The 23,183-nt window shown below is 40.7% G+C and carries 24 protein-coding genes; 7 read left to right on the top strand and 17 right to left on the bottom strand.

Annotated elements, in window-relative coordinates; genetic code table 11:
- Window positions 1–110: 110 nt before the first annotated feature.
- Entirely contained in the window at window positions 111–1,142 is a 1,032-nt protein-coding gene (locus NR125_RS25010) for a DUF438 domain-containing protein (RefSeq protein ID WP_009334635.1), read from the bottom strand.
- A 209-nt stretch (window positions 1,143–1,351) separates the two neighbouring features.
- Between NR125_RS25010 and NR125_RS25005 the strand changes: the two genes are divergently transcribed.
- The gene (locus NR125_RS25005; RefSeq protein WP_251175503.1) at window positions 1,352–2,515 is read left to right on the top strand and encodes a glycosyl hydrolase family 18 protein; all 1,164 of its coding nucleotides are present in this window, start codon (window positions 1,352–1,354) and stop codon (window positions 2,513–2,515) included.
- A gap of 47 nt (window positions 2,516–2,562) precedes the next feature.
- On the opposite strand, the gene NR125_RS25000 is transcribed toward NR125_RS25005, so the two are convergent.
- From NR125_RS25000 to NR125_RS24990, 3 genes are all read right to left on the bottom strand, one after another.
- Window positions 2,563–3,474, bottom strand: a complete 912-nt coding sequence (locus NR125_RS25000; protein WP_034297065.1) for a CBASS cGAMP-activated phospholipase — start codon at window positions 3,472–3,474, stop codon at window positions 2,563–2,565.
- 128 nt (window positions 3,475–3,602) lie between these two features.
- Window positions 3,603–3,869 (bottom strand): DUF1292 domain-containing protein, encoded by a 267-nt coding sequence (locus NR125_RS24995; RefSeq protein WP_019379948.1) that lies wholly within the window; start codon window positions 3,867–3,869, stop codon window positions 3,603–3,605.
- Window positions 3,870–3,984: 115 nt separating this feature from the next.
- Window positions 3,985–5,082, bottom strand: coding sequence for a branched-chain amino acid aminotransferase (locus NR125_RS24990; protein WP_009334631.1), 1,098 nt, complete (start codon window positions 5,080–5,082; stop codon window positions 3,985–3,987).
- 434 nt (window positions 5,083–5,516) lie between these two features.
- Between NR125_RS24990 and NR125_RS24985 the strand changes: the two genes are divergently transcribed.
- Window positions 5,517–5,822 carry a hypothetical protein gene (locus tag NR125_RS24985; protein WP_009334630.1) on the top strand — a complete coding sequence of 102 codons (306 nt, stop codon included), beginning with the start codon at window positions 5,517–5,519 and terminating at the stop codon, window positions 5,820–5,822.
- Window positions 5,823–5,859: 37 nt separating this feature from the next.
- Here the strand turns inward: NR125_RS24985 and NR125_RS24980 are convergent, their stop codons facing one another.
- From NR125_RS24980 to desA, 3 genes are all read right to left on the bottom strand, one after another.
- Window positions 5,860–6,459 carry a response regulator transcription factor gene (locus NR125_RS24980; protein ID WP_009334629.1) on the bottom strand — a complete coding sequence of 200 codons (600 nt, stop codon included), beginning with the start codon at window positions 6,457–6,459 and terminating at the stop codon, window positions 5,860–5,862.
- Window positions 6,456–7,592, bottom strand: coding sequence for a sensor histidine kinase (locus NR125_RS24975; RefSeq protein ID WP_251157023.1), 1,137 nt, complete (start codon window positions 7,590–7,592; stop codon window positions 6,456–6,458). Before NR125_RS24975 ends, NR125_RS24980 begins: the two co-directional genes overlap by 4 nt.
- 95 nt (window positions 7,593–7,687) lie before the next feature.
- The gene (gene desA, locus NR125_RS24970; protein WP_019379944.1) at window positions 7,688–8,731 is read right to left on the bottom strand and encodes a Delta(5) desaturase DesA; all 1,044 of its coding nucleotides are present in this window, start codon (window positions 8,729–8,731) and stop codon (window positions 7,688–7,690) included.
- Window positions 8,732–8,988: 257 nt separating this feature from the next.
- Here desA and NR125_RS24965 point away from each other — a divergent pair, with 257 nt between their 5' ends.
- Window positions 8,989–9,273, top strand: a complete 285-nt coding sequence (locus NR125_RS24965; protein WP_256816337.1) for a hypothetical protein — start codon at window positions 8,989–8,991, stop codon at window positions 9,271–9,273.
- A gap of 55 nt (window positions 9,274–9,328) precedes the next feature.
- Here NR125_RS24965 and NR125_RS24960 read toward each other — a convergent pair whose 3' ends face one another.
- From NR125_RS24960 to NR125_RS24945, 4 genes are all read right to left on the bottom strand, one after another.
- Window positions 9,329–9,985, bottom strand: coding sequence for a spore coat protein (locus tag NR125_RS24960; protein ID WP_192908589.1), 657 nt, complete (start codon window positions 9,983–9,985; stop codon window positions 9,329–9,331).
- A gap of 113 nt (window positions 9,986–10,098) precedes the next feature.
- Window positions 10,099–10,680: a hypothetical protein gene (locus NR125_RS24955; RefSeq protein WP_009334624.1), complete on the bottom strand. Its 582-nt coding sequence runs from the start codon at window positions 10,678–10,680 to the stop codon at window positions 10,099–10,101.
- A 22-nt stretch (window positions 10,681–10,702) separates the two neighbouring features.
- Window positions 10,703–12,094, bottom strand: coding sequence for a DEAD/DEAH box helicase (locus tag NR125_RS24950; RefSeq protein WP_009334623.1), 1,392 nt, complete (start codon window positions 12,092–12,094; stop codon window positions 10,703–10,705).
- 176 nt (window positions 12,095–12,270) lie between these two features.
- Window positions 12,271–12,714, bottom strand: coding sequence for a YndM family protein (locus NR125_RS24945; protein ID WP_009334622.1), 444 nt, complete (start codon window positions 12,712–12,714; stop codon window positions 12,271–12,273).
- A 206-nt stretch (window positions 12,715–12,920) separates the two neighbouring features.
- Between NR125_RS24945 and NR125_RS24940 the strand changes: the two genes are divergently transcribed.
- The gene (locus tag NR125_RS24940; RefSeq protein WP_009334621.1) at window positions 12,921–13,445 is read left to right on the top strand and encodes a ribonuclease H-like YkuK family protein; all 525 of its coding nucleotides are present in this window, start codon (window positions 12,921–12,923) and stop codon (window positions 13,443–13,445) included.
- Between the two features lie 46 nt (window positions 13,446–13,491).
- Here NR125_RS24940 and NR125_RS24935 read toward each other — a convergent pair whose 3' ends face one another.
- A complete protein-coding gene (locus NR125_RS24935) occupies window positions 13,492–13,953 on the bottom strand; it encodes an SRPBCC family protein (RefSeq protein ID WP_009334620.1) in 462 nt (153 codons plus the stop codon).
- 86 nt (window positions 13,954–14,039) lie between these two features.
- Entirely contained in the window at window positions 14,040–15,032 is a 993-nt protein-coding gene (locus NR125_RS24930; RefSeq protein ID WP_256816332.1) for an LLM class flavin-dependent oxidoreductase, read from the bottom strand.
- A 209-nt stretch (window positions 15,033–15,241) separates the two neighbouring features.
- Here NR125_RS24930 and NR125_RS24925 point away from each other — a divergent pair, with 209 nt between their 5' ends.
- The gene (locus NR125_RS24925; protein ID WP_009334618.1) at window positions 15,242–16,375 is read left to right on the top strand and encodes a zinc-dependent alcohol dehydrogenase; all 1,134 of its coding nucleotides are present in this window, start codon (window positions 15,242–15,244) and stop codon (window positions 16,373–16,375) included.
- A 45-nt stretch (window positions 16,376–16,420) separates the two neighbouring features.
- On the opposite strand, the gene NR125_RS24920 is transcribed toward NR125_RS24925, so the two are convergent.
- Window positions 16,421–17,278, bottom strand: a complete 858-nt coding sequence (locus tag NR125_RS24920; RefSeq protein ID WP_009334617.1) for a deoxyribonuclease IV — start codon at window positions 17,276–17,278, stop codon at window positions 16,421–16,423.
- A gap of 3 nt (window positions 17,279–17,281) precedes the next feature.
- Window positions 17,282–19,858, bottom strand: a complete 2,577-nt coding sequence (locus NR125_RS24915) for a DEAD/DEAH box helicase (protein ID WP_251175501.1) — start codon at window positions 19,856–19,858, stop codon at window positions 17,282–17,284.
- 207 nt (window positions 19,859–20,065) lie between these two features.
- Between NR125_RS24915 and NR125_RS24910 the strand changes: the two genes are divergently transcribed.
- Complete coding sequence (locus tag NR125_RS24910; protein ID WP_009334615.1) at window positions 20,066–20,599, top strand: YceI family protein; 534 nt, start codon at window positions 20,066–20,068, stop codon at window positions 20,597–20,599.
- Between the two features lie 185 nt (window positions 20,600–20,784).
- Here NR125_RS24910 and dacB read toward each other — a convergent pair whose 3' ends face one another.
- The gene (gene dacB / locus NR125_RS24905; RefSeq protein ID WP_009334614.1) at window positions 20,785–22,269 is read right to left on the bottom strand and encodes a D-alanyl-D-alanine carboxypeptidase/D-alanyl-D-alanine endopeptidase; all 1,485 of its coding nucleotides are present in this window, start codon (window positions 22,267–22,269) and stop codon (window positions 20,785–20,787) included.
- A gap of 261 nt (window positions 22,270–22,530) precedes the next feature.
- On the opposite strand from dacB, the gene NR125_RS24900 reads away from it, so the two are divergent.
- Complete coding sequence (locus NR125_RS24900; RefSeq protein ID WP_009334613.1) at window positions 22,531–22,788, top strand: YpbS family protein; 258 nt, start codon at window positions 22,531–22,533, stop codon at window positions 22,786–22,788.
- Window positions 22,789–22,837: 49 nt separating this feature from the next.
- Here NR125_RS24900 and NR125_RS24895 read toward each other — a convergent pair whose 3' ends face one another.
- Entirely contained in the window at window positions 22,838–23,155 is a 318-nt protein-coding gene (locus tag NR125_RS24895; protein ID WP_009334612.1) for an MGMT family protein, read from the bottom strand.
- Window positions 23,156–23,183 lie beyond the last annotated feature (28 nt).

The raw sequence follows: 23,183 nt of genomic DNA, 5'->3' as shown, positions 1-23,183 counted from the left end.
CATTGTATTACTTCTATTTTAAAATAAAAAAGACTGCAGACAAGCACGATTTTCATCGAGTTTGTCGACAGTCTGAAAGCTAAGAGTGGACGCTCTTAGCTTTTTTATGATTATAAAAGAATTCTTTTTTCTCCCTCGATTTCCTGGATTGGATTGATATTCTGTGTGAATTCCAGGGTTCCTGCATAGCTTCCGTTTTCATCCCTTACAGCAAAATAACGGATATAAACATATTTATCTTTAAATTTTATCCAGAAATCTTCAGAGTCCTTTCGGCCTGCCTTAAGATCCTTCAGCAATTCTTCCACAGCATGGACACTGCGGGGAGGATGGCAATTCTGCACGGTTCGCCCTATCACGGCTTTGGTTCTGGCAAAGATTCTTTCCTTTCCGTGAGAGAAATAGCGGACTACGTCTTCATGATCAATAAATGTGATATCAACAGGCAAATGATTGAATAATAGCTCCAGCTGTTTCAATGATAAAATGCCAGTTTCCATTTTGATATAGCCTTCTGATATTGCTTTCCCAGCAATCCCTTTGCGTTCGGGCTTCCATTCTCCTTGCGGGCCGGTCAGGCAGAAGCCAATCTCATCGCTCTCATGGGCAATCTTAACCCATTCATCTTCTGTAAGATTCTTTAAGGCCATAGGGAAAAGGATATTTTCCTCCCTGTAAATCATAGCGCTTATTTCATTGAAAATGAAACGCACGGCATTGGTGACCTTTTGCTTGTCCCCATCGTAATCCTCGAGCAGGTTTTTGGCATCCTTGATTCCATCCCTGATATAGTCATCGATGCTCCACATATTATTTGTTGGTCCATAGATTCCGTACTTCTCCAAGTATGGGAAAAGCAGATTTTCCTTCCGGCTGTAATGCTTATCAAGATCAAGCAGCAGGATGCAGTCTTCCAATAGTTTATATGCATTTTCCCCGTTATCCTCCTGGATGAACGCTTCGAGATGGACTTTTACCTTTTCCCTCAGATGCTTATCAATTGCCTTATTCTCCCGGATAAATGTATGTATGGGGTGTCCGGGCTGTTCTTCCGGCTTGGGAAGAGCGGTTTCGCCATTATTGTCCTGAGCAGGACTGCTGTGATGGTCCTGATGTTCACGGTTATTAATCAATTCGCTCACTGTACATTTCCTCCTCTTTTTCCAGGCTGTATAAATTGCTTATAAGGAATGTACCATGGGGGAAAAGTTTGGGATGTGATGAGAATCATATTTTATTGAAAGTTTATTGGTTTATTTAAGAATGGAATGCAAGCAATAAATTACCACCCCCTCCTTGTTCTCTTTTTTGATACACTTTTAAAGGATTGAATGATGGAGGTTTACTATTTGTGAAAAGAATACACCAAATGCTGATATTGATTGTTTTTATATTTTCCAGCGGTTTTGCTGCAGGCATTTACTATACAAACATCACCGATCAAGGCCAGCCTTTAAAACAGTCTGTGCCGGTTTCACAATCCAGCAAACTTCTGGTCAAAAAAGGAATCCCGGAGCTTTCGGAGATTCCCGAAAAAGTGCTGATGGGTTATATCCAGGATTACCGTGATCCAAAATCGATCGATTATTCAAATCTGACACATATCCTATTTTCTTTCGCTCATCCTGAGAAGGACGGCAGCATTTCTTTAAATGGTGATTCAGCCCTGAAAAATCTGAGAAGTGTGGTAAGAAATGCACACCGGCAAGATGTAAAGGCTATACTTGCCGTAGGGGGATGGTTTCATATCAATGGCGGGGAATCTTATGATTATTTTAAACAAGCCATAGCTGATGAATCCTCGAGAGATAGGCTGGTAAAAGAACTGGCGGGACTGGCTCAAAACGAAAACCTTGATGGCATTGACATTGATTTTGAGCATCCGCGTTCTAAAGAGGATGCAAAATACCTGGCAGTCTTTATCCATAAGCTTAGCGAAATGCTTCATGCAAACGGCAAAGTGCTGTCTGTTGCGGTCCATGCCAAAATTCATAGTGTAACCGGGACAGAGACGGGCTATGTCGTATATGAGCCTTCTATGTTCATGAAGGTTGATTATGTAAATATTATGGCTTATGATGGCCAGTGGGATGGCGGTTACAATGCTCGCAATCTTTCTCCGTACTCCTTTACAGAGAATATAGCAAACTATTGGGGACAATTATTTGATTCACAGGGTATTCCAAAAGATAAGCTGGTTCTGGGGGTTCCGCTTTATGCTCAGCCAGCAGATCCTGCTATTAAGCCGGTATCATATAATGCAGTCATAAACGATAACCCTGAAAACGCAGAAAAGGATAAGATCAGCCTAAATGGCACCGACTACTACTATAATGGTGCCAAAACGATGAAAAAGAAAACAGCCCTGGCTCTCAATCACGGATTCGGCGGAATGATGATCTGGGAAGTGGGCCATGACGCCAAAGGACCATACAGCCTTATGGGAACGATTGCTGAAGCTCTCCAAAATACAGAAGAACCCGTGAAGTATTATTCCTTGAAAAATACCAAATAAGAAAAAAGAGCATGGGCAGCACCCATGCTCTTTTTTCTTATTTCAAATCACGATAGTATAAACTTTTTTATTTCCTCCCGCCGGTCCTGATAGACCTTCTCTCCAAGCATAACCAATTCCTCCACAAACTTTATTTCATCAAATGGCATTTCTTCCCCCAGTTCTTCATTTATGCGCAAGTAATTTTCTCCGAGCAGATGCTTGCAATGGTAGGTAACAGATTCGGAGGATAAATGAAGGGCCAGGTCCAAAAGCTTCGGCGTCACTTTCATGGACGGGAGCTGGAAAGGCAGCCAATGTTTTACACCCCAGTATTTATTATTGTCAATCGTAAAGTCAATTTTTTGAAGACCGGTTCCAAGGGAAAGGATTTTTATTTTTTGCAGCTCCTCCTTGAAGTGATGCATAGCCTCCGTAATGCAGACGAGTGATGGATTATTCGCCCAAAGCCCTCCGTCTATCGATAAATAACTGTTGCTGATGTTATTAGGAGGGAAATATACAGGTGCTGAACAGGAGGATAGTACTGCGTCCCAAAGCTTCATTGATAAACTTTCATTTCCAGTACTGCCGTAATTGGAACGGTGGATAAATGGCTTGCCATGGGTCACATCGACAGCAGGAATTAAAAGCGGCTTTTTAATATCGGAAAGCTCTGTTTCACCAAAAGCTTTGCGGATAAAACGCCGCAGGTACTTATCACTGTATACACTTTTAAAGAGGCCAACCTTTGCCTGTTTTACAAATATTTTTTTCCCGAATGACTCGTATCCTTTCAAGACCTCGCTCATATCTTTCTTCAGGATCAGTGAAGCGGCAATTATAGATCCGGTGCTTGTGCCAGCAATCATATCAAAATAGTCGCCGGCTTGCAGATTCAGTTCCTCTTCGAGAGCTTTTAAAATGCTGACAGCAAAGACACCGCGTATTCCACCGCCATCGATGCATAATATTTTCATTGGATCACCTGCTGTTTCATTCCTTTTGTGATATTTGCCCATTACTATTGGGGAAATTACGTTATCTGAAGAATAGGAGCTTATGCCTTTTCCTATGTAAAAAAAGAGAAGGAATCATTCCTTCTCTTCTATTCCTCGTTTATCATTTCCTCGAATACAGCAGAGACCTTGTTAAATTCTTCGTCGCTTTCAATGGGGGTAAAGTCGCCGTCTTCATCCAGTTTTAAGAAGAACACGTCGATATCTTCTTCTGTGTCTTCTTCAAGATCTTCTACGAAGCTGACAGCAGCATATTGATGGCCATCCACCTCTGCAGAAGCGAGGACCTCCACTTCCATTTCCTGATCATTTTCATCACTGATTGTAAATACTTCTCCAACTTCTATCTTGTCCATTTTTTATCTCCTCTCTATAGTAGGTTCTTTCTATATTTTCCCGTTTTAGCAGATTTTCATGCCTAAAATAAAAATAGGATCGGCTTTATGTGCCGATCCTTGCCTGCATTGAGGATTACTTAATGCCTGCTGCCTCTTTTTTTTCCACTTTTACACTCCATCCAAACGGGTCTGGCGCGGTTCCTTTTTGGATGCCTGTCAAAGTATCATAGATTTTCTTAGATAATTCGCCGGTGATCCCGCCGCTGATTTCAATTTTCTTATTGTCCCAGAAAAATTCGCCAATTGGAGAGATAACAGCAGCAGTGCCAGTTCCAAATGCTTCTTCAAGCTGTCCATCCGCATGTGCCTGGTAGATTTCTTCAATGGAGATTCTGCGCTCTGCCACTGGGATATTCCAGTATTTCAGCAACTCGAGTACAGAGTTTCTGGTGATTCCTTCTAGGATGCTTCCATTAAGCTCAGGTGTTACAACTTCACCGTTAATTTTGAAGAAAATGTTCATGCTTCCCACTTCTTCAATATATTTATTTTCTTTTCCGTCCAGCCATAGAACCTGTGAATATCCAGTTAAGCTGGCAAGCTCCTGTGCTTTCAGACTCGCTGCATAGTTTCCTCCGGTTTTAGCGGTGCCTGTTCCCCCTTTTACGGCACGGACATATTCGTTTTGAACAGCAATTTTAACAGGGTTGATGCCTTCCTTATAGTAGGCGCCTACTGGAGAAAGAATAATGATGAATTTGTATTTCTTTGATGGTGCCACTCCAAGGTATGGCTCAGTTGAAATGACAAATGGACGGATGTACAGTGAAGTTCCTTCAACATTGGGAATCCAGTCACGATCGAGTGATATTAATTCTTTTAAGGCATAAAGAGCAAGCTCTTCATCAATTTCAGGAATGCATAATCTGGAGTTGGATTTATTCAATCTCTCCATATTCTTTTCTGGCCTGAACAGCAATACCTCATTATCGATTGTAAGATATGCTTTTAACCCTTCGAAGACACTTTGCCCATAATGGAAAATCATTGCAGCGGGATCAAGTGAAAGCGGCTGATAAGGTACAATTCTTGGATCATGCCATCCCCTGCCGGCAGTATAATCCATTTCAAACATATGATCGGTAAAATTTTTGCCAAACTCCAGGTTATCAAATGCAGGTTTTTGTTTTTTCTCAGGTGTGCGATTGATTTCAATTTTAAATTCATTCATTGTCAAAACTCCCTATCTGTAGATGATTTAAAAACCTCATGCCTGCTTTTCCTGCTGCTCTTAATAGAGGATAAATAAAAACGCCCAGTCATCCTCCGAGCGTGGACGAAAGGGCTTGCTTCCCGGCAACAACCAATATGGATGTTCAACAGCTGCTTATAGTCATTATATTAAGACTCATATGCTGTTTTTGAAAAGGTTGCCTTTCGCTCTTTTCTACTTCAAGGCAGTAGTGCAGTTATCTGTTAAAGTTTTTATAAGTTTTTCTAATATTATGATATTCTCCTATTTAATTGTCAATATGAATTAACAATAAATTTAGAATTAATTCGAATTACTGAAAATTCTATTTGCAAAAGAAATGGCAATTTAGATGAAAAATCATGGATTTAAATCTATAATCAATATATAAATACATAAGGAGATTTATGAAGATGAACAGCAAAGAGCTAGAAGAAAGAATTATTCAAAACTATCAGGGCGAAGAAAAAATGATGATTCTCGTTTTTGCCCAGTGGTGCATTAATCACAATTTAGATCCCGAGGAAATCTATTTAAAGGCATATCCTGATCAAAGCAAAAATAATTCACTGCAGGAAGCGCTGGAGCTGACAGTTCCAAAAGAAGAAGCGGGCGATGTGCCTGATGAGACATTGCTTGGTGTTCTCTCAATGTTCGGAAATGATGATTTGGCCTTCGTCGTTATGGAAGAATTAAAGAAAATGAAAAAGGACAGCTAAGCCAATTGGCTGCTGCCCTTTTATGCAAGAAACACTTTTATTTAAACCAGCCCTTCTCTTTGGACTGGGTAATGGCTTCAATCCTGTTCGTAACTTCGAGCTTGTCTAGAATAGCAGAGATATAGTTACGGACGGTTCCTGTTTTAATGCTGAGCTGGTCGGCAATTTCTCTGGTGTTTTTGCCGTCGGCAATCAGCTCAAGCACCTCTTTTTCACGGTCGGTCAGCGGGTTTTCTTCTCCATATACATCATCCATTAATTCAGGTGCATAGATGCGCTTTCCTTCTACGACGTTTCTGATTGAGCTGGCGAGCTCTTCACTTGGGCTGTCTTTTAATAAGTACCCCCTTACACCGGCCTTAAGGGCACGCTGAAAATACCCTGACCTTGCAAAGGTTGTCAGAATAATAACTTTGCAGCCTATGCCCTTCAATTCTTCCGCCGCCTCCAAGCCGCTCTTTTCCGGCATTTCAATATCCATGATGCATACATCCGGTTTGAGCGTTTGGACAAGAGATATGGCTTCCTTGCCATTCGATGCTTTGCCAATGACCTCCATATCGTCTTCGAGATTTAACAGGGATCCTAAAGCACCAAGCACCATCCGCTGGTCTTCAGCTATGACGATTTTAATCATGCCTTTTCCTCCTTATTTGTTTCTTTTACGACTGTTGGCACCTTCATTGTAATCGTTGTTCCATTTTCAGATTCGATATCAAGACTTCCATTGACAAAGTCGAGCCGCTCTCCTAATCCAAGCAGTCCTGACCCCTTGCCGACATCTGTTGCGGGATTCATGCCGACCCCGTTATCCTGGACAGTAATGCTAACTTCATTCCAGGTTTGTTCAATGCTGATGCGGCATTCTGTAGCATTACTGTGTTTTACTACATTTGTCACAGCTTCTTTCATGCACATGCTTAGAATATTCTCAAGGAATAGCGACACGTTCTTTAATTTGATATCTTCTTCCCCGATGAATTCGATTGAGGCTGCCTTTAAGATTTGCTTAACAAGTATAATTTCTTCCTTCAGCCTGATTCCTCTCATCTGGGAAACCATTTTTCTTACTTCGTTTAATGCTGTTCTGGCCGTTTGCTGAACGTCTATAAGTTCTTCCTTTGCCTGGTCAGGATCCTTGCTGATAAGCTTACGGGCCAGATCGCTTTTTAACCCGATCAGAGACAATTTTTGTCCGAGTGTATCATGAAGATCTCGGGCAATCCGCTGCCTTTCTTCCTGTTTGACAAGCTCCGCAATCCTTTTGTTGGCATCTTCGAGCTGTTCTTCAAGCATTTCCTGCTTTTTCTTATTGTGAATGTTAAAAGGAAGCAAAATCACACTGATCCAGATGATAATGATAAAAGGTATCTGCTCGAGAAATAATGGCTTCTGTGTGACAAAATTAATGTTTATTGAGATGGTGGTTGCAACAAGATGGATGACATATAACGTTAAAAATGCAATCCTGTTTTTGATATGGCCATTGTAATAAGCAATATAAAAAGCAAAATAAATAAACGAAAACAGAATGGTCATCGTAATCGATATGCTGATTAAGATGCCAGTCCATAGATAGACAGGCCACTTCCGCGATATAAAGGCAAAACGCAATGATATAAAAAATAAAATGGTCAGGATAATGCCTACGGCTATGGCGATTTTAGAGGTGGACCTGAAGATGAAATAAAACGGCAAAATGCTGAATACACTCCATATATAAGGAGAAATGCCTGAACTTTTCAATGTGGTGAAATACTTTTTAAACATGTGAGGTACCCTCTTTTTTATTCGTAAAATAATGAAACAGCTCCTTTGTTATCATATCACAAAGGAGCTGTTCTTCAGTAGATTATAGACTTAGTTTATGGCTTCACAGATGCCGTTTTCGCTCTGCTCTGTTTTTTGCTGAGGGCAGACTGCCTGGCTGCTCCATATCCAGTGAAGTCCTGGGCATCTTCATCCCATAAGCGGAATCGAAGTGACTTTAGACTGGTCGAAAAAGTAATCGTCGGTACATTCTGAAGCTCAGCTGTATTATAATGTGCGCTTTCGAGATTATAGTTAGGCACGCGCGGGCTTAAGTGATGAATATGATGGAACCCGATGTTCCCGGTTAGCCACTGAAGTACTTTTGGAAGCTTGTAAAAGGAGCTTCCTTCTACTGCCGCTTTTACATACTCCCACTTATCATCTTCTTCAAAATAGGAGTCTTCAAATGTATGCTGTACATAGAAAAGCCAAATCCCCGCTGCTCCGGAAATTAAAAAGATAGGTCCCTGCACCATCAGGAATGCTTCCCATCCGATGGCCCAGCACATGAACGCATACAAACCAGCGATGGCTGCGTTTGTAAGATAAGTATTGATGCGTTCATTCTTTCTTGCCCCTTTTCTGTTAAATCGATTTTTTAACAAAAATACATAAATCGGGCCTAAACCTAACATGACGAACGGATTGCGGTAGATGCGATAGGCTGCGCGTGTCGACCAAGCCGCATCCTGGTATTCTTTCACTGTCAGTGTCCAGATATCTCCTGTACCACGCTTGTCCAGATTACCGCTTGTTGCATGGTGAACATTGTGGTCATGCTGCCATTGGTGATAAGGGAAAATGGTAAGTATCCCTGTGAATGTGCCAACAATTTTGTTTGCTTTGCGATTTTTGAAAAAGGAATGGTGGCAGCAATCATGGAAAATGATGAAGATCCTGACCAGGAAGCCAGCTGCAATGACAGATATGCCAAGCGTCAGCAGGTAAGAAAAGCTCAGGCTCTTATAAGCAAGGAACCATAGCAGGAAAAAAGGTCCCAGAGTATTGACCAGCTGCATGATGCTGCGTGTTAAATCGGATTTTTCATAGGGTGCCATTTGTTTTTTTAAGTTGAGTTGTTTTTGTTTAGAAGTCATTTTTTAATTCCCTTCTTCATGACGTTAACTTTATGATAAAGGGTTTTCAGAAGGTTTTGTAGACATGAGTGTCATGTCCAAACCATGATAAATGTCATGGTTTGCAGAAAAAATTAAGATGAGATCCTATAAACAGGCTATAATTTTTATGTTTCCCTAAAAATTTTTTTATTTTATAGGATTATTTTGCCTTACACATGACTTCTAATTCCTTAGGACATCATGAAATTGATATTAAATTAAAAGGAGAGTTTTGTATGAATCAACACGGCAAAACAGATATCGATTCACCCATCCAAGCTTCAATTGAGCAGATTTGGCAGAATATATGCAGAGGCTGGGATCAATTCAATCAATTAGCCGTACTGGATTTCTTAAGTCAATGTGAGGAAAAAGGCATTGATTCCCAATTCGCAATGAGCTGGGTTGAGAAATATAAAGATAAGATTCCGGATTGGCAGGCGGTTTCCAGAGTGTCTCTTGATTGGATGAATCAGCATACAGCTGCTGGCTCTCCATTATCGAATGAGACCTTTAAATAACCACATATGCAAAAGAATGCAAGAGCCCCTTGGCATATTACCAAGGGGCTCTCTTTTAATGAGGAATATTAGAATTTGGCATTTGCCCTTGAGCAGCATTTGGCATTTGCCCCTGTGCAGGAGCATATGCATTTAACATTTGCTGCATATCCTGCTGTGTAAACTGAGGTACCTGGTAATAATGATGTTTGTTTTGATAAATCGAAAGTTCATAAGCCATCTCAATGCAATTTGGGACAGAATCAGCCAGTACTCTCCGGACAACTGGATTTGTTGTTTCGAGTGCAGCCATTGTTTTCATGGAAGCGGCCGATTTTAATGCTCCCAGAAGGCAGCCGGAAACTGTTTCTTCATTCATTTCGGAGACAGATTGGATTGGCTTTTTTGGCTGAGAAGGCTTTAAGCCATAAATAAAATCATTATCCTGGTTCATTTTATAGCTCTGTGTTGGTTTAGAAGGATCTTTACCTGTCTGGAAGCATTCCAGTGTAGTATTGTATTCCTCTTGCACAAATTGATATTGGCGGTCCATTATACCTGCCAGTTCCTGATCTTGTACGTGCTGCCGCAATAATGAGTATGTGTTTAAGGTGCCGACTGTACCTGATAAAACCTCTTGAACATCAAGAACTTCATGTGCTCCATGGTTGAGCTGCTGGGGTATATTTCCTGTATGCATATTTTGATGCATCTGGTTAGGCTGATTTTCCATTTCGATTCCTCCTTTTTTAATAACAATCTTTATCATGCAGATTTTTAAATAGAAATATCCATGGGATGGTAAAAAAAATAAATAAAAAAAAGCAGTTCGATTGAACTGCTTTTTTAGTTGACTTCCTCAATCGTTTCTGCCAGTAAGAATAGATATCTGTAAATTAGAATGTAAGCATCGTTTATGGTCATGTCTTCTTTAAAGCCCTCCAAGTCATCCAAAGCAAAATTGAGTTCCCATAACCCATCTTGCTGGTTAAACATTAGGTCAAATGTTGCTGAATCACCTTGTAATGTTCTTTTTAAATATGACCTTATTGTTTCTGCTTTCTTTTTAGGCAATTTAAGTCCAAGCATGACATCATAGGTTCGGAACAGATCATCGAATTCAAAAGAGATGGCGTCTGCACCAATAATCCCAAACCATTCAGACTCAAGGTACATAAACTCTTTAATATTTTTCACAAAATAATCAATAGGCTGGTTTAGAAATTCGGGTGTCTCCTGTGAGAGGACTTCTTCTGTTTCCTTGTTTCCTCTCTCTATATAAGCATTTGCAAAGCGGGTTTCAGGATTTTTGACTATTAAAGATTCAGCATTTGATAATAGCTGATGCTTTTCAGCAAATTCTTTTTCTTCTTTGTATATTTCGTTTCCTGGTTCCTTGAGATGGTTTTCAATCCGTTCTTTTAACATTTCGCTACTCCTTTAATTATGGTTACCTTCCGCGTCTTTTTGACCTATTACTCACAGATTTAGGCGCTGAAGTCTTCTTTTTTGATGGTGATTTACTGCGGTTTACATGACCAGCTGAATTCAATGGTTTTGAGTTTTTCCTTTGCCCTTTTCTGCCCTTTGCTGGGGAGGTTTTGCCTTCAGTCTTTTTTCTGTCTGCATCTTCCCGATTATCATTTTTCTTTCTTCCGGATGAAGCTGGGATTTTTTGCACTTGAGAGTTTTTTTCTGATGACCTGGAAGGCTTTTGCCTTTCCTGGCTATTGCCAAGGTTCTGCTTGGAGATCGTAATGTTCAGTCCTTTTTCAATTGCTTCAAGAAGCGGTTTGTCTGCGGATGAATAAAAAGTGATTGCCATCCCCTTCATGCCAGCCCTTCCCGTTCTTCCGATTCGGTGAACATAGCTTTCCGGATCCAGTGGAATATCATAATTAAATACATGTGTGACACCTTCCACATCAAGTCCCCTTGCTGCTACATCAGTTGCTACTAATAGCTGTAATTCGGCATCCCTGAATCGTTTCATCACTTGTTCCCGTTTGGACTGAGACAAATCTCCGTGAAGCTCATCACATTGGAAGCCATTTGATTTTAGTACGTCATTAAGCTTGCTGACCCTGCGTTTGGTCCGGCAAAAGATGACGGCTAAATAAGGTCTATGAGTTTGAATTAATTGCATGAGTGTGGCCTGCTTGGCACGGTCGATCGTATGTATGGCGATTTGCTTGACTGATTGTGCTGGCCCTTGTGTTTTTTCGATTTGCATATACTCTGGTTCTTTCATATGTTTCCTTGCCAGATTCCTGATCTCTGCTGGAATCGTTGCAGAAAATAACATGGTCTGCCTTTTGCCTGGTGTTTCTTTAATAATATCTTCCACTTCATCCAAAAAGCCAATATGGAGCATTTGATCGGCTTCATCCAATACTAAAAAATCTGCTTGTGATAAATCAATTGTTTTCCTCTTAATATGATCGAGAAGCCGGCCAGGCGTACCAACGACAATTTGAACCTTTTTCTTAAGCTTATTAAGCTGCTTGTCCACATCTTGGCCCCCATAAACGGCTAATACCTCTAAATCATCATCGCCTGCAGTCAGTTTTTGAACTTCATCTGTAATCTGCAGAGCTAATTCTCTTGTCGGTGTCACAATGAGAGCTTGAATATGGACAGCATCCGGGTCAAGCTTCTCAAGAATCGGCAGAATAAAGGCAAATGTTTTGCCAGTTCCAGTCTGTGCCTGTGCAATAATATCCCTGCCCTCCATCACGGCGGGTATTGCCTGCTCCTGAATAGGAGTTGGTTTTCCAATGCCATGGCTCAGCAATATATTTGTTAGTTTTTTTGAAATACCCAGTGTTAAAAAATCCTGCAAATAATTCCCTGCTTTCTTCACTTTCTTTATTAGAGGCTCAGGTGAAGTTTTAAAGAAATTTCACCCTTATTAATATTGGATGTTTGATGGCAAAATAGCAAGGTATTCTTATTCTGTTTTAAAAAACCCAATACCGACGGATAAGTCTGCATTGGGTTTAGTTGCTTATTATTCAGTCAATCCCAGTCCCTTGTTGGCTCTTTTTCTTCGGCCATTTCCATTCCATACGCCAGACGCGGATTCAAGGCCGCTTCTTTGCGATTTTCCTCCTGGCTGACATCGGCCCCTTTCTGCAGATAGCGGTGCACAAAGACTTCGGAAAGAGTGATAATTCCTGCTGCAATGACACTTCCCCACGCTATTTGCAAGTAACTGTTAAGCAATACACTCCCAAAAACCCATACAGATGCATAAACCAGGAAAAAGTCAGCAATGAGGGCATTCCGGTTTCCCAGGCGGGGGAGAATAATCCGATCACCAAGCATATATGACATAACCGTTACCAGCAGGCTGAAAGAAACAATATCGGCAAATGCTGCATCGAAAAATAAATCAAGTGCTATGGCAAAAGCAATCATGCTTGATACAAATTTAAGTACAAAAATTAATGTTTTATTCATATGTGATCCTCCTTTGCCCATAGTTTTTATCAATCTGCGCATTCCCATTCATCCAGCCTTTAAACAATGCTAAGTATAATTTTTTCAAAAAATAAACAACTTGTTCGGAGCCTCTCAATATAATGGTAGTAAAAGTCTAACATCTTAAGTTAAAGGTTGTGGAAGAGTGTTACTCCCAGACAAATTACTTAATGTGGTGATAATAAGTGAGTGCTGAATATAAATTTCAAAATCTCCAGGAGCGCAATTTGACGTTTGAGCAGGTATTCGATCGTATTTTACTTTTTATGAGGCGAAATCCTGATGGGAACTTCCGTTTAATGATTGGGACTGATTCACAGGTTCATTGCAATCGAACAGTGTTCATAACCGGAATAGTTATTCAAAATGAACGGAAGGGCGCCTGGGCATGTATTAGGAAAACCATCATTCCAAGGAAAATGGTGCATCTGCATGAGAGAATCTCATTTGAAACCTCGCTGACGGAAGAAGTCGTCTCTTTATTTACTGAGGAATGCAAAGATAAAATGTTTGATATCGTACTTCCATTTCTTTATAAAGGCGGTTCCTTCTCCATGGAAGGACATATGGATATCGGTTCTGGGAAAAGGAATAAGACCAGGGAATTTGTAAGTGAAATGGTATCGAGAATAGAATCGATCGGTCTCGAGCCAAAAATTAAGCCGGAAGCATTCGTTGCATCCAGCTATGCCAATCGATATACGAAATAAGGAAAAAAGAACTCAAGTTAATGAGTTCTTTGCATTGCACTTAAAACTATACGCCTGCATGCTCTTTATAATTCTGTTCCAGCTTCAAAGCAACAGCTTCTGTAAGCTCAGCAGTAATTTCCGGAAGAGATGTATTAAGCAATGAATTGGCCACTTTAGCCATCATACCCTCAGCGGTAATTTGAAGAGCGCCTGTCATCAAGTTAGTATTATTCCTTCCTTTGGAAGCAAGAAAATACCCATCGCCGGTAAATTTCTCATTAAGCCCTGTTAATTGAAAGGTTACCTTGGTTGGTTCCTGCCAGCTTGTTATATCCACCTTCAATTCGATTTTTTTCTTAATGATCCCCATATCGCTTTTAAAGCTCCAGGTAGACTCTTTTTCACTTAGTACCTCATGTGTAATATAGCCGGGTACTAAGGGAGCCCAGTTTCCAATATTACTGACAAAATTCCATATTGCCGTTATTGGAACGTTCACTTCTGCCTGATGTGTGCAGCTTGCCATTTTTACCGCCCCTTTTGAAAAATTTCATAGTTGGTTTCCATGAATATGTATTCAAATTTATAGGGCAAGATTCATTAATTTTATATTTATTTGATCAATTCTTTGGCGATCAATTCATATGAACGCAAACGGTCCTCATAACGGTGAACAATGGTAACAATCATAATCTCATCTGCTTGGTACCGCTGCTTCATATCTTTCAGCTGCTCGGAGACTTCTTTCGGATTTCCAATAATAACGCGGTTTCTATTGTTAAATGGCTCCACATCCAGGCTGCGGAAATAGTGTTTTGCTTCTTCAATCGAAGGAATCCCCTCATTGCGTACCCTGCTTTCTGCTCTTATCTTCCAAAGCATACTGCTGAGTGCCAGCTCCTTAGCTTCCTGTGTTGAGTCAGCGCATATAGCAGAGACTGTTAAAATGACTTTTGGTTTCTGTATAATTCCCCTTTCAATGAAGTTTTCCCTATATTGTTTTATGATGTCGTCCCCATCTTTTTCACTCATGAATTGGCCAAATGCATAAGCAGTTCCAGACTCAGCAGCCATTAAAGCACTTTTCCTGCTTGTTCCCAATAACCATGGTTCCGGGCTAATTGCAGGTAGAGGTGAAGCGGATATTTTAGCAAACATGTGATCCTCAGGAATATGATTATATAAAAATTGAAGAAGTTCCATCACCTTATCCGGCATTTTGCGGACACCTTCCAAGAAATTATCGGAAAGTGCCATAGACGCTTCTGCTGATCCTCCTGGTGCCCTTCCGATTCCCAGATCCACTCTGTTAGGAAATAATGTAGCAAGCATATTGAACGACTCCGCAATTTTGTATGGTTTATAATGCGGCAGCAATATGGCACCTGCACCAATCCGTATATTTTTTGTTTTAGCACCGATATAGCTCAACATGATTTCAGGAGCTGAACAGGCAAAGCCTGATAAATCATGATGTTCTGCAATCCAATATCTTGTGTAGCCCAGCCTCTCTGCTGACTGTGCCAGCTGTACAGAGGCTTCCAATGCTTCTTTGGGTGAATATCCCGATGAAATGGGAGCCTGATCCAAAATGCTTATTTTCAAGGTTTATCCCCTCTTTCAAATGTGCTTGTTTCCTAAGACTGCGGCCATTTTAAAATGTAAAACGAATAATAAAATGCTGATGAGTGAAACTTATATTATGGCCTCTTTGTATAAGATGAATCTTTAAAAAGTATAACAAACCAAATTTTCTTTATCGTTTTTTTGATATTTTATACTGCTAAAAAATCTTAATTAATGGAGTGTTGAATATGAAGGCGGTCACCTATCAGGGCCCTAATCGTGTAGCTGTTACCAATGTGGATGACCCTAAGCTAGAAAAGAAAGATGATATTATCGTTAAAATTACATCCACAGCGATCTGCGGTTCTGACCTGCATTTATATCAGGGCAACATGCCTCTTCCAGAGGGTTATATTATTGGCCATGAACCAATGGGCATTGTGGAGGAAACAGGACCGGATGTAACAAAAGTAAAGAAAGGGGACAGAGTCGTAATCCCTTTCAATGTATCCTGCGGCCAGTGCATTTATTGTCAGCAGAATCAAACCAGCCAATGTGATAATTCCAACCCCCATTATGATTCAGGGGGATACTTTGGATACACAGAGAAATTCGGAAATCATCCAGGCGGGCAGGCGGAATATTTAAAAGTCCCTTTTGGCAATTATACGCCGTTTCTGGTTCCTGAATCCTGTGAATTGGAAGATGAATCTCTATTATTTTTGTCAGATGTACTTCCGACTGCCTATTGGAGTGTTGTTAACGCCGGTGTTAAAAAGGGTGATACAGTAATTGTCCTTGGCTGTGGCCCTGTTGGGTTAATGGCGCAGAAGTTTGCATGGATGGAAGGCGCGGAGCGTGTTATTGCAGTTGATTACCTTGATTATCGGATCAATCACGCAAAGGCAGCAAACAAAGTGGAAGTCTTCGAGTTCACCAAATATCCTGATATGGGGGAGCATTTAAAGGAAATTACCCATGGAGGCGCTGATGTAATAATCGATTGTGTAGGCATGGACGGGAAAAAGTCGCCCCTTGAGTTTATAGAGCAAAAATTAAAGCTTCAAGGCGGCACTCTTGGTCCCATTCAAATTGCGACAAAGGCTGTAAGAAAAACAGGAACAGTCCAAATAACCGGTGTCTATGGAGCAAACTATAATATGTTCCCTCTCGGTGCCTTCTTCACCAGAAACATTACACTTAAGATGGGACAGGCACCTGTCATACCATTTATGCCAATGCTCTATGAGAAAATTGTTAATAAAGAATTTGATCCGAAAGACATTATTACTCATAAGATTAACCTGGAAGAGGCGAGCCATGGCTACAAAATTTTCAATGGACATGAGGACGACTGCATCAAGGTAGTATTAAAGCCTTAATTGACACGACTAAAAAGCCTGCTGTATAATAGCAGGCTTTTTTAGTCATGGCTGTTTTCCCCATCTTTTAATTAGAAGTTCAACTTCTTCATGATGTTCAATTCCTTCACCAGAAGGTGTTTCCAGAATTAATGGCAATCTTTGAAATGGTTCGGTATTGACAACCTGATCAAATTGTTTCGCAGTAATATGACCTTTGTTAAATATATTGGCATGTCTGTCTTTACCTGAGCCTGCAGGATATTTGGAGTTATTTAAGTGAATGGCTTTAAGATGATTGAAATAGCCCAACTCTTCCCCTTTTTTAAGAAAATCATTTAGATTTTCTCCATTCCAGAGATTGCTGGCAAAGGCATGGCAAGTATCCAGACAAAAACCAATCTGATCCCGGTGTTCACACAGGCTCCGAACCTGAACAAGCTCCTCCATCGTTGTACCCATTGACCCGGGGTGGCCAGCAGTGTTTTCAAGCAGGATCAAGCAAGGGTCTTCCCAGTGAGAGAGGATTTGATTAAGCATCTCGATCATTAAATGATATCCTGCAAGCGGATCCTTTTTGTTGATTGGGTTTCCGAAATGTACAACCACTCCTGCCGAGCCACAGGCACTGGCAATTTCCAGATCATTCAGCAAAGACTTAATCGTCAGCTCTTGCTTCTCCGGCTGCGGTGTGAGGCTGGTTGGATATGGAGTATGTGCAATCGAAAAGATTTCATGCTCTTTGCAAAACGCCCTGCAAAGAGCTGCATCCTCCCGATTAAAATCCTTTACACTCAAGCTTCTTGGATTCTTCGGAAAGTACTGAAAGGCAGAAGCATTCATGGCCTTTGCAGCTTTTGCAGCTCCTAAATATCCTTCCCTTATGCTTACGTGACAGCCAAATAACATCCTGATCCCATCCATTCATTACCTTCTATAATAATTATATCTTCTCCTTGAACGTGAAGAATGACATTCATCACAGATTTGATATTCGTGTTCCCAGGGCAGTTTTTTGCCGCACTTTCTGCATTTTCTTGAGAGCTCTTTTATATCGGTTTTTAGTCTTTCGTGAACATGATCGCTGATTTCTTCCCTTAATCTTTCCCAATATAACGCTTCTGTTCTCTGCTCAAGACGATACAGGAACAGCAAATGCAGGCCTATTGCTTTATAAGTCAATTCCAGCTCTTCCAGATTACGGTTCTTAATTCTGGGCTCTGGAAGCTCCTCGCCATCAATAATGGCATACATGGTCTCTTCCCATTGACGGACAAGATCATGTTCTTTTTTTGAGAATGGCAGATGGAGAAAACCATACAGGTCCATTAGTCCAAGCTTTGCTTCAATTTCTGTTCCGCGTATCCTTTCATATAGGTCTCTCTCCTCTGTTAATGCCGCTTTTTTGGTTCCTCTGGGGCTCTCAAACTTATCCCAAAGCTCAAAGAATGATCCGAGATCGCGGTAATACCTTTGGAATCTTTCAAATACTGTATTTGTTGGGGCTATGGCAAAGCTGTGGACCGGGGCATCCTCCATTTCAAGCAAGGCCTTCATTCTTTTGATATCTTTTGTAAAAGCAACTTTTCCAATGTTATAAAGCCCTTTTCGCCCTGCCCTTCCAGCAATTTGCTTAACCTCCTGTGAAGTAAGGGTTCTCCTTTTCGTTCCGTCAAACTTATCATTTTCCAAAAAAACAATTCTCCGGATAGGCAGGTTGAGTCCCATCCCAATGGCATCAGTGGATACGATGACGGAAGTTTCTCCCTTTGTAAAACGCTGGACTTGTTTTTTTCTGGTTTCAGGAGGCATCGCTCCATAAATCATGCTTACTGAGTGCCCTTCCTGCTGAAGCCTTGAGGCAGTTTCAAGCACTCTCTTTCTTGAAAAACAGATGAGTGCATCGCCTTTTCGTACATGACTGAATTTGAATTCCTTTGCTTCGACTTCAAGAGGTATATCCCGGCTGTATTCATTCAATTCAATATCTGCTTCGCCAAGAAGCTGGAGCATCATGCTTTTAGCGCTGCGGCTGCCAATGATATGGACTTCATTTGCATTTGCCTTGGTAATGGCTTTATACCAAGAGAAGCCTCTGTCCTTATCCGTGATCATTTGGGCTTCATCAATGACAATGACGTCGTAATAGTCCTTTTCGTAGAACATTTCAACCGTGCTGGAAAGATGCTCAGAACCGGCAACTGCCTTTTCCTCTTCACCGGTTTTCAAAGAACAGGGTATACCTTCGCGGTTCAGTTTATCATATACTTCCAGTGCCAACAGCCTTAAAGGTGCCAGATACATGCCGCTTTGGGCTGATTTCATTCCTTCAAGGGCATGATGTGTTTTCCCTGTATTGGTTTCACCAATATGAAGTACATACCTTTTGGCCCGTTCCACAGAGGGGCTGTATTCCTGCCCGAATATATATTCGAGCATGCGTTCCTCTTCTTCTTTCTTCCGCTGCTGCTCAGCCAATTCTTCTGCTATTTTTCTTTCTCTGTCAGCAATATCCTTCTCGAGCAGATCTTTATGGACTTCAGGGTCAAACGGTATATCCGCAAGCCTCAGCAGATCTTCAATATATTCCTCCTGAATGCTTTCAAAAAAGCTTTCATCAAGATCCTGAAGGGTATGGGCCATTAACTTCTTCACCGACTTACCGGTCAGCGGTTTCTGATAAGCGTCTTCATATTCCTCGAATAAATGATGCGGAAGGTTCTGCAGGACGAGCGATTGCAGAGAATCGGACAGATATCCTGATATATGGTTCTTATAGACATAGTAATAGGCTTCATATTCAAAGTAACCTTTACCTCCATACAATGCTTTATGGATATTTCCTGTCAGCTCATCAAGGAATTCCCCCATTACAGTATAATCACCTGCATCAAAGCTGCCTGTCTCTTCAAGCTTTTCCTCCAGAGCAAAGGTATCCGCTTTTTGATATCTTATCTTGTTTCTAAAATCGGAAACCAGCTGCTTTGAAGCCATATGTCTGACATGAAGATAAAGAAGGCTATAATCTCTTTCAATAATTTCATCAATATTCTTTTCAATATCTTCGCGGATTCGATACTTCTTTCGCTGAAGCAGCTCCTCTTCTGCTTTATGCAGATAATGAGCCCGTGCATTCTCATAGCGCCCAGCCCATGCTTCATTATTGTTTTCAAAGAGGTCATTAAGCCAGTCCAAACTGTTAAAAGGCTGATAATCCCTCATTTCAGTCCGGAATAAGTGATTGATTATTTTCCTGTCAACATTTTCGGTGTCGTACCCTTTTTCACTTAGATATTTCTTTTTTTCATGCTTGGATATTTTGGCAGTGATTTTATTCAGCCATACATTTACCCAGATTTGATCGATATAATGAAATCTTTCAGAAAGATATTCCTTATAGGAGGGCATCGACTCTTTACTGCCCAGATAGCGGTCGGCATCCTCCAGGATTTTTATTTTTGTATGCTCTGCAGCATTATTGTAAATCTGTTCAAGCTGATTCATGGTTCGTTCCCCTTTAAACATCACTAAACCGTAATGTAATGATTATGACTTAGGTTATGTATGATATTGATAATTTAAGTAGTCTTCATTTTACCATCTTTTGAAAAAATATCATTGACATAAAACTTAAACCGGCATATAATTTATCTAGAATTAAAATATCTTGAATTCAAAACAAATGAATTCGAACTATTGGAGGAGAAAAATATGGCTAAAACAAAATGGGCAGTTGATCCTGCGCACAGCAGTGTGGATTTTTCTATCAAGCATATGATGATCGCAAACGTGAAAGGCAGCTTTAATAGCTTTGATGCAGAAATAACTGCAGATCCTGCAGATTTAACAACTGCTGATATTACATTCAATGTTTCACTTTCAAGTGTTGATACACGCAATGAAGATCGTGACAACCACCTGCGTTCTGCGGACTTCTTTGATGTTGAGAACCACCCGAAAATGACCTTTAAATCAACAAGCATTGTAAGCAAGGGTGATGATGAATATGATGTTACCGGCGATCTTACAATTCATGGTGCAACAAAAACAGAAACCTTCACTGTGACATATGAAGGATCAGGCAAAGATCCATGGGGTAATGAAAAAGTCGGCTTTACTGCTGCTGGAGCAATCAAACGAAGCGATTATGGCTTAACCTGGAATTCAGCCCTAGAAACAGGCGGAGTACTTGTTGGAGATAAAGTGAAAATTGACCTGCAGATACAGGCAGCAAAAGCAGAATAAGACAGAAAAAGGGCAGGTAAACCGGCGAAATGGTAACCTGCCCTTTTTCTTAATAGTTAAGAATGTGCAAATTCTGAAGTTAGATAATTGTCTCGGCTCCCGGGTCTAAGCGTGTCTAGTTTCGGGCTCTTAAAAGCTTGAGGTCATAAGCCGGTAGGCGGACGGCTTCAGCTTTTCTATACTGTTTATTGATCGGCTAATAACGTGGCAATTTTGTCTTCTATAACCTTACCTTGACCGCCATCAGTTAAGTTATTCAGAATAACAGAAAAGATAAGTTCTTCCCCGCTGGCCGTCTTAACATATCCTGATAATGAACTGACTGTTGAGATGGAACCTGTTTTTGCTTTGACATTTCCGTCGGCATTGGTGTTTTTCATGCGATTTCTAAGAGTTCCCCCCACCATCCGGTCTGTATTGCCGGCAATCGGCAATGAGTTCAAATAGGAGCTGAACCATTCTTCGTCCTGGACTTCGAAAAGAAGTTTTGAGATTTCATTTGCCGGAATTAAGTTTACATGTGAGATTCCGGAACCGTCCCGGAGCACGAGGGTTTCCTTATTCATTCCAAGGGCTTCAGCTTGTTCTTCTAATACCTCGAGCCCTTTTTCCCAGCTGCCTTCTCCTTTTACAGCTTTGCCCATTTCCTTGATTAATGTTTCCGCATGGCCGTTATTGCTTAATTTCATAAATGGTATGAGCAAATCTTTGATAGGCATGGATTTATGCTCAGCAAATAGTTTTGCGCCTTCTGGAGCAGTGCCAGCTTCTGTTTTCCCTTTGATTTTAATGCCTTGTTCAGCGAGAGAGCGCTTCAATAGATCCAATGCGTAGCCAGTAGGCTCCCATACAGCGATCCATTCCCTTGAACGGCTGCCTTCAACTGGAATTTCTCCTTCAATTGTAACTGTGTTCGTACCGTGATCTCTTTCAATATGGATATCCTTCTTTTCGTCTTTAGAGACGGTTTTAGCCTTATTGACGATCTTTATGTAATCTGTTTCCGGCTCCATTTTTACAATCGGTTCCTGCCCGGCTTTTTCTCCGGGATAAACCTCTACAATTACTGTGCCTGCGTCATAGTCCTCGTTGGGGGAGGCTGTAAGTGCCGAAACTTGTCCGCCATAATACCATGATTCATCGCTCCATGATAGATCGGTGGAATAGCGTATATCATCATACCACGTGTCATCACCGATCAGGCTGCCATGAATAACTTTAATGCCTGCTTCTTTTACTTTAACGGCAAATGAATCAAAATCCTTCTTTAAAAGGGTTGGGTCTCCTTTTCCTTTTAAGATCAAGTCACCTTGAAGTGTCTTTCCCTTTATTGAACCTGTATGAAGAAGTTCTGTTGTGAACTGATAATTTTCTCCCAATGTTTCTAGAGCCGCTGCTGCTGTCAGAAGCTTCATATTAGAAGCCGGTCTTAAACGTATATCCCCGATATGGTCGTATACCAGCTCGCCTGTTTCTGCATTGCGGATACTGACTCCTGCAAGCCCCCCCTGAAGAATTGGATCATTATTAAGCATTTGGTTTAACTGCTGTACAAGTTCGCTGCCTTCTTCCGTTGCTTGGACTTGAGGCGATTCAGGCTGAGCAAAAGGAACAAGTGCCAGCATAAATACCAGCAATAAACTGATATTTATTTTTACACTCTTTTTCATATGTATTAAACCACCTTCCATTTTTGTTTCTTAACCTTTTCTCCTTAGAAAGGTGTGTTTCCTTTATTTCCATAATGAGGAAAAAGAATCAATTTTTAATTTACTTAACTATTTTATTCTCCACTGCAGAAGTTATGAGGACTGGCTATTATTTCTAATTTTTTCTAAAATAAATATTATGCTACTAAGAAGATTTATTCTTAAAATGGTATTAGAAAATGGTATGATAAAAGCAGGTGAATTTTTTAAGGGGTGGAAAGTATGAGTGTACATAAAGCAATTTCAGAACATGTAGGAAAGCAGAATAAGATTATAACGAAATTTGCTGCCCTGGAACAGCAGCGCGAATACTATATTGAGCAAGCATTGGATCTATGCAGGCGAGGACTTCCTTTTTCTGCGGATAAGATAAATGAAGTAACTGCTGAAATCAATGAACTTTCTAAACAGGGAATTATACCTGCTAGAAAGTATGTAACAATTGAGATGATTGAGGAATATGCATCAAAGACAAAATAGGTACTTATGATCATAAAGAAGCGTGACTTCTAATTGAATGCACGCTTCTTTATTTTTGCTGTGAGGATTCGTGGGCAAATTCCTGCAAATCAAGTCTTTTATTTATATTAAAATGTATCCCCTCATTTTCTAATAGTTCTCTCTGAATGTCATGCAAATCTCCGTCTTTAAACCCAATTTCCCCTTTCCCATTCACAACCCGATGCCACGGAAGCTGATGCTTTTCACTTTGGGTATGAAGGATCCGGACCACCTGTCTAGCTCCTCGGGGGCTCCCGGCCAGCCTTGCGATTTGCCCGTATGTCATGACTTTTCCTCTTGGGATGTTTTTAATGATTTTTATAACTTTTTCTGTGAATGGCTGCACATGATTGCTCCTTTTTTATTTTATATTA

The organism is Cytobacillus sp. Bac17, from assembly GCF_024519925.1.
Taxonomy (GTDB): domain Bacteria; phylum Bacillota; class Bacilli; order Bacillales; family Cytobacillaceae; genus Cytobacillus; species Cytobacillus pseudoceanisediminis.
This window is presented reverse-complemented; position numbering and strand designations above follow the sequence as displayed.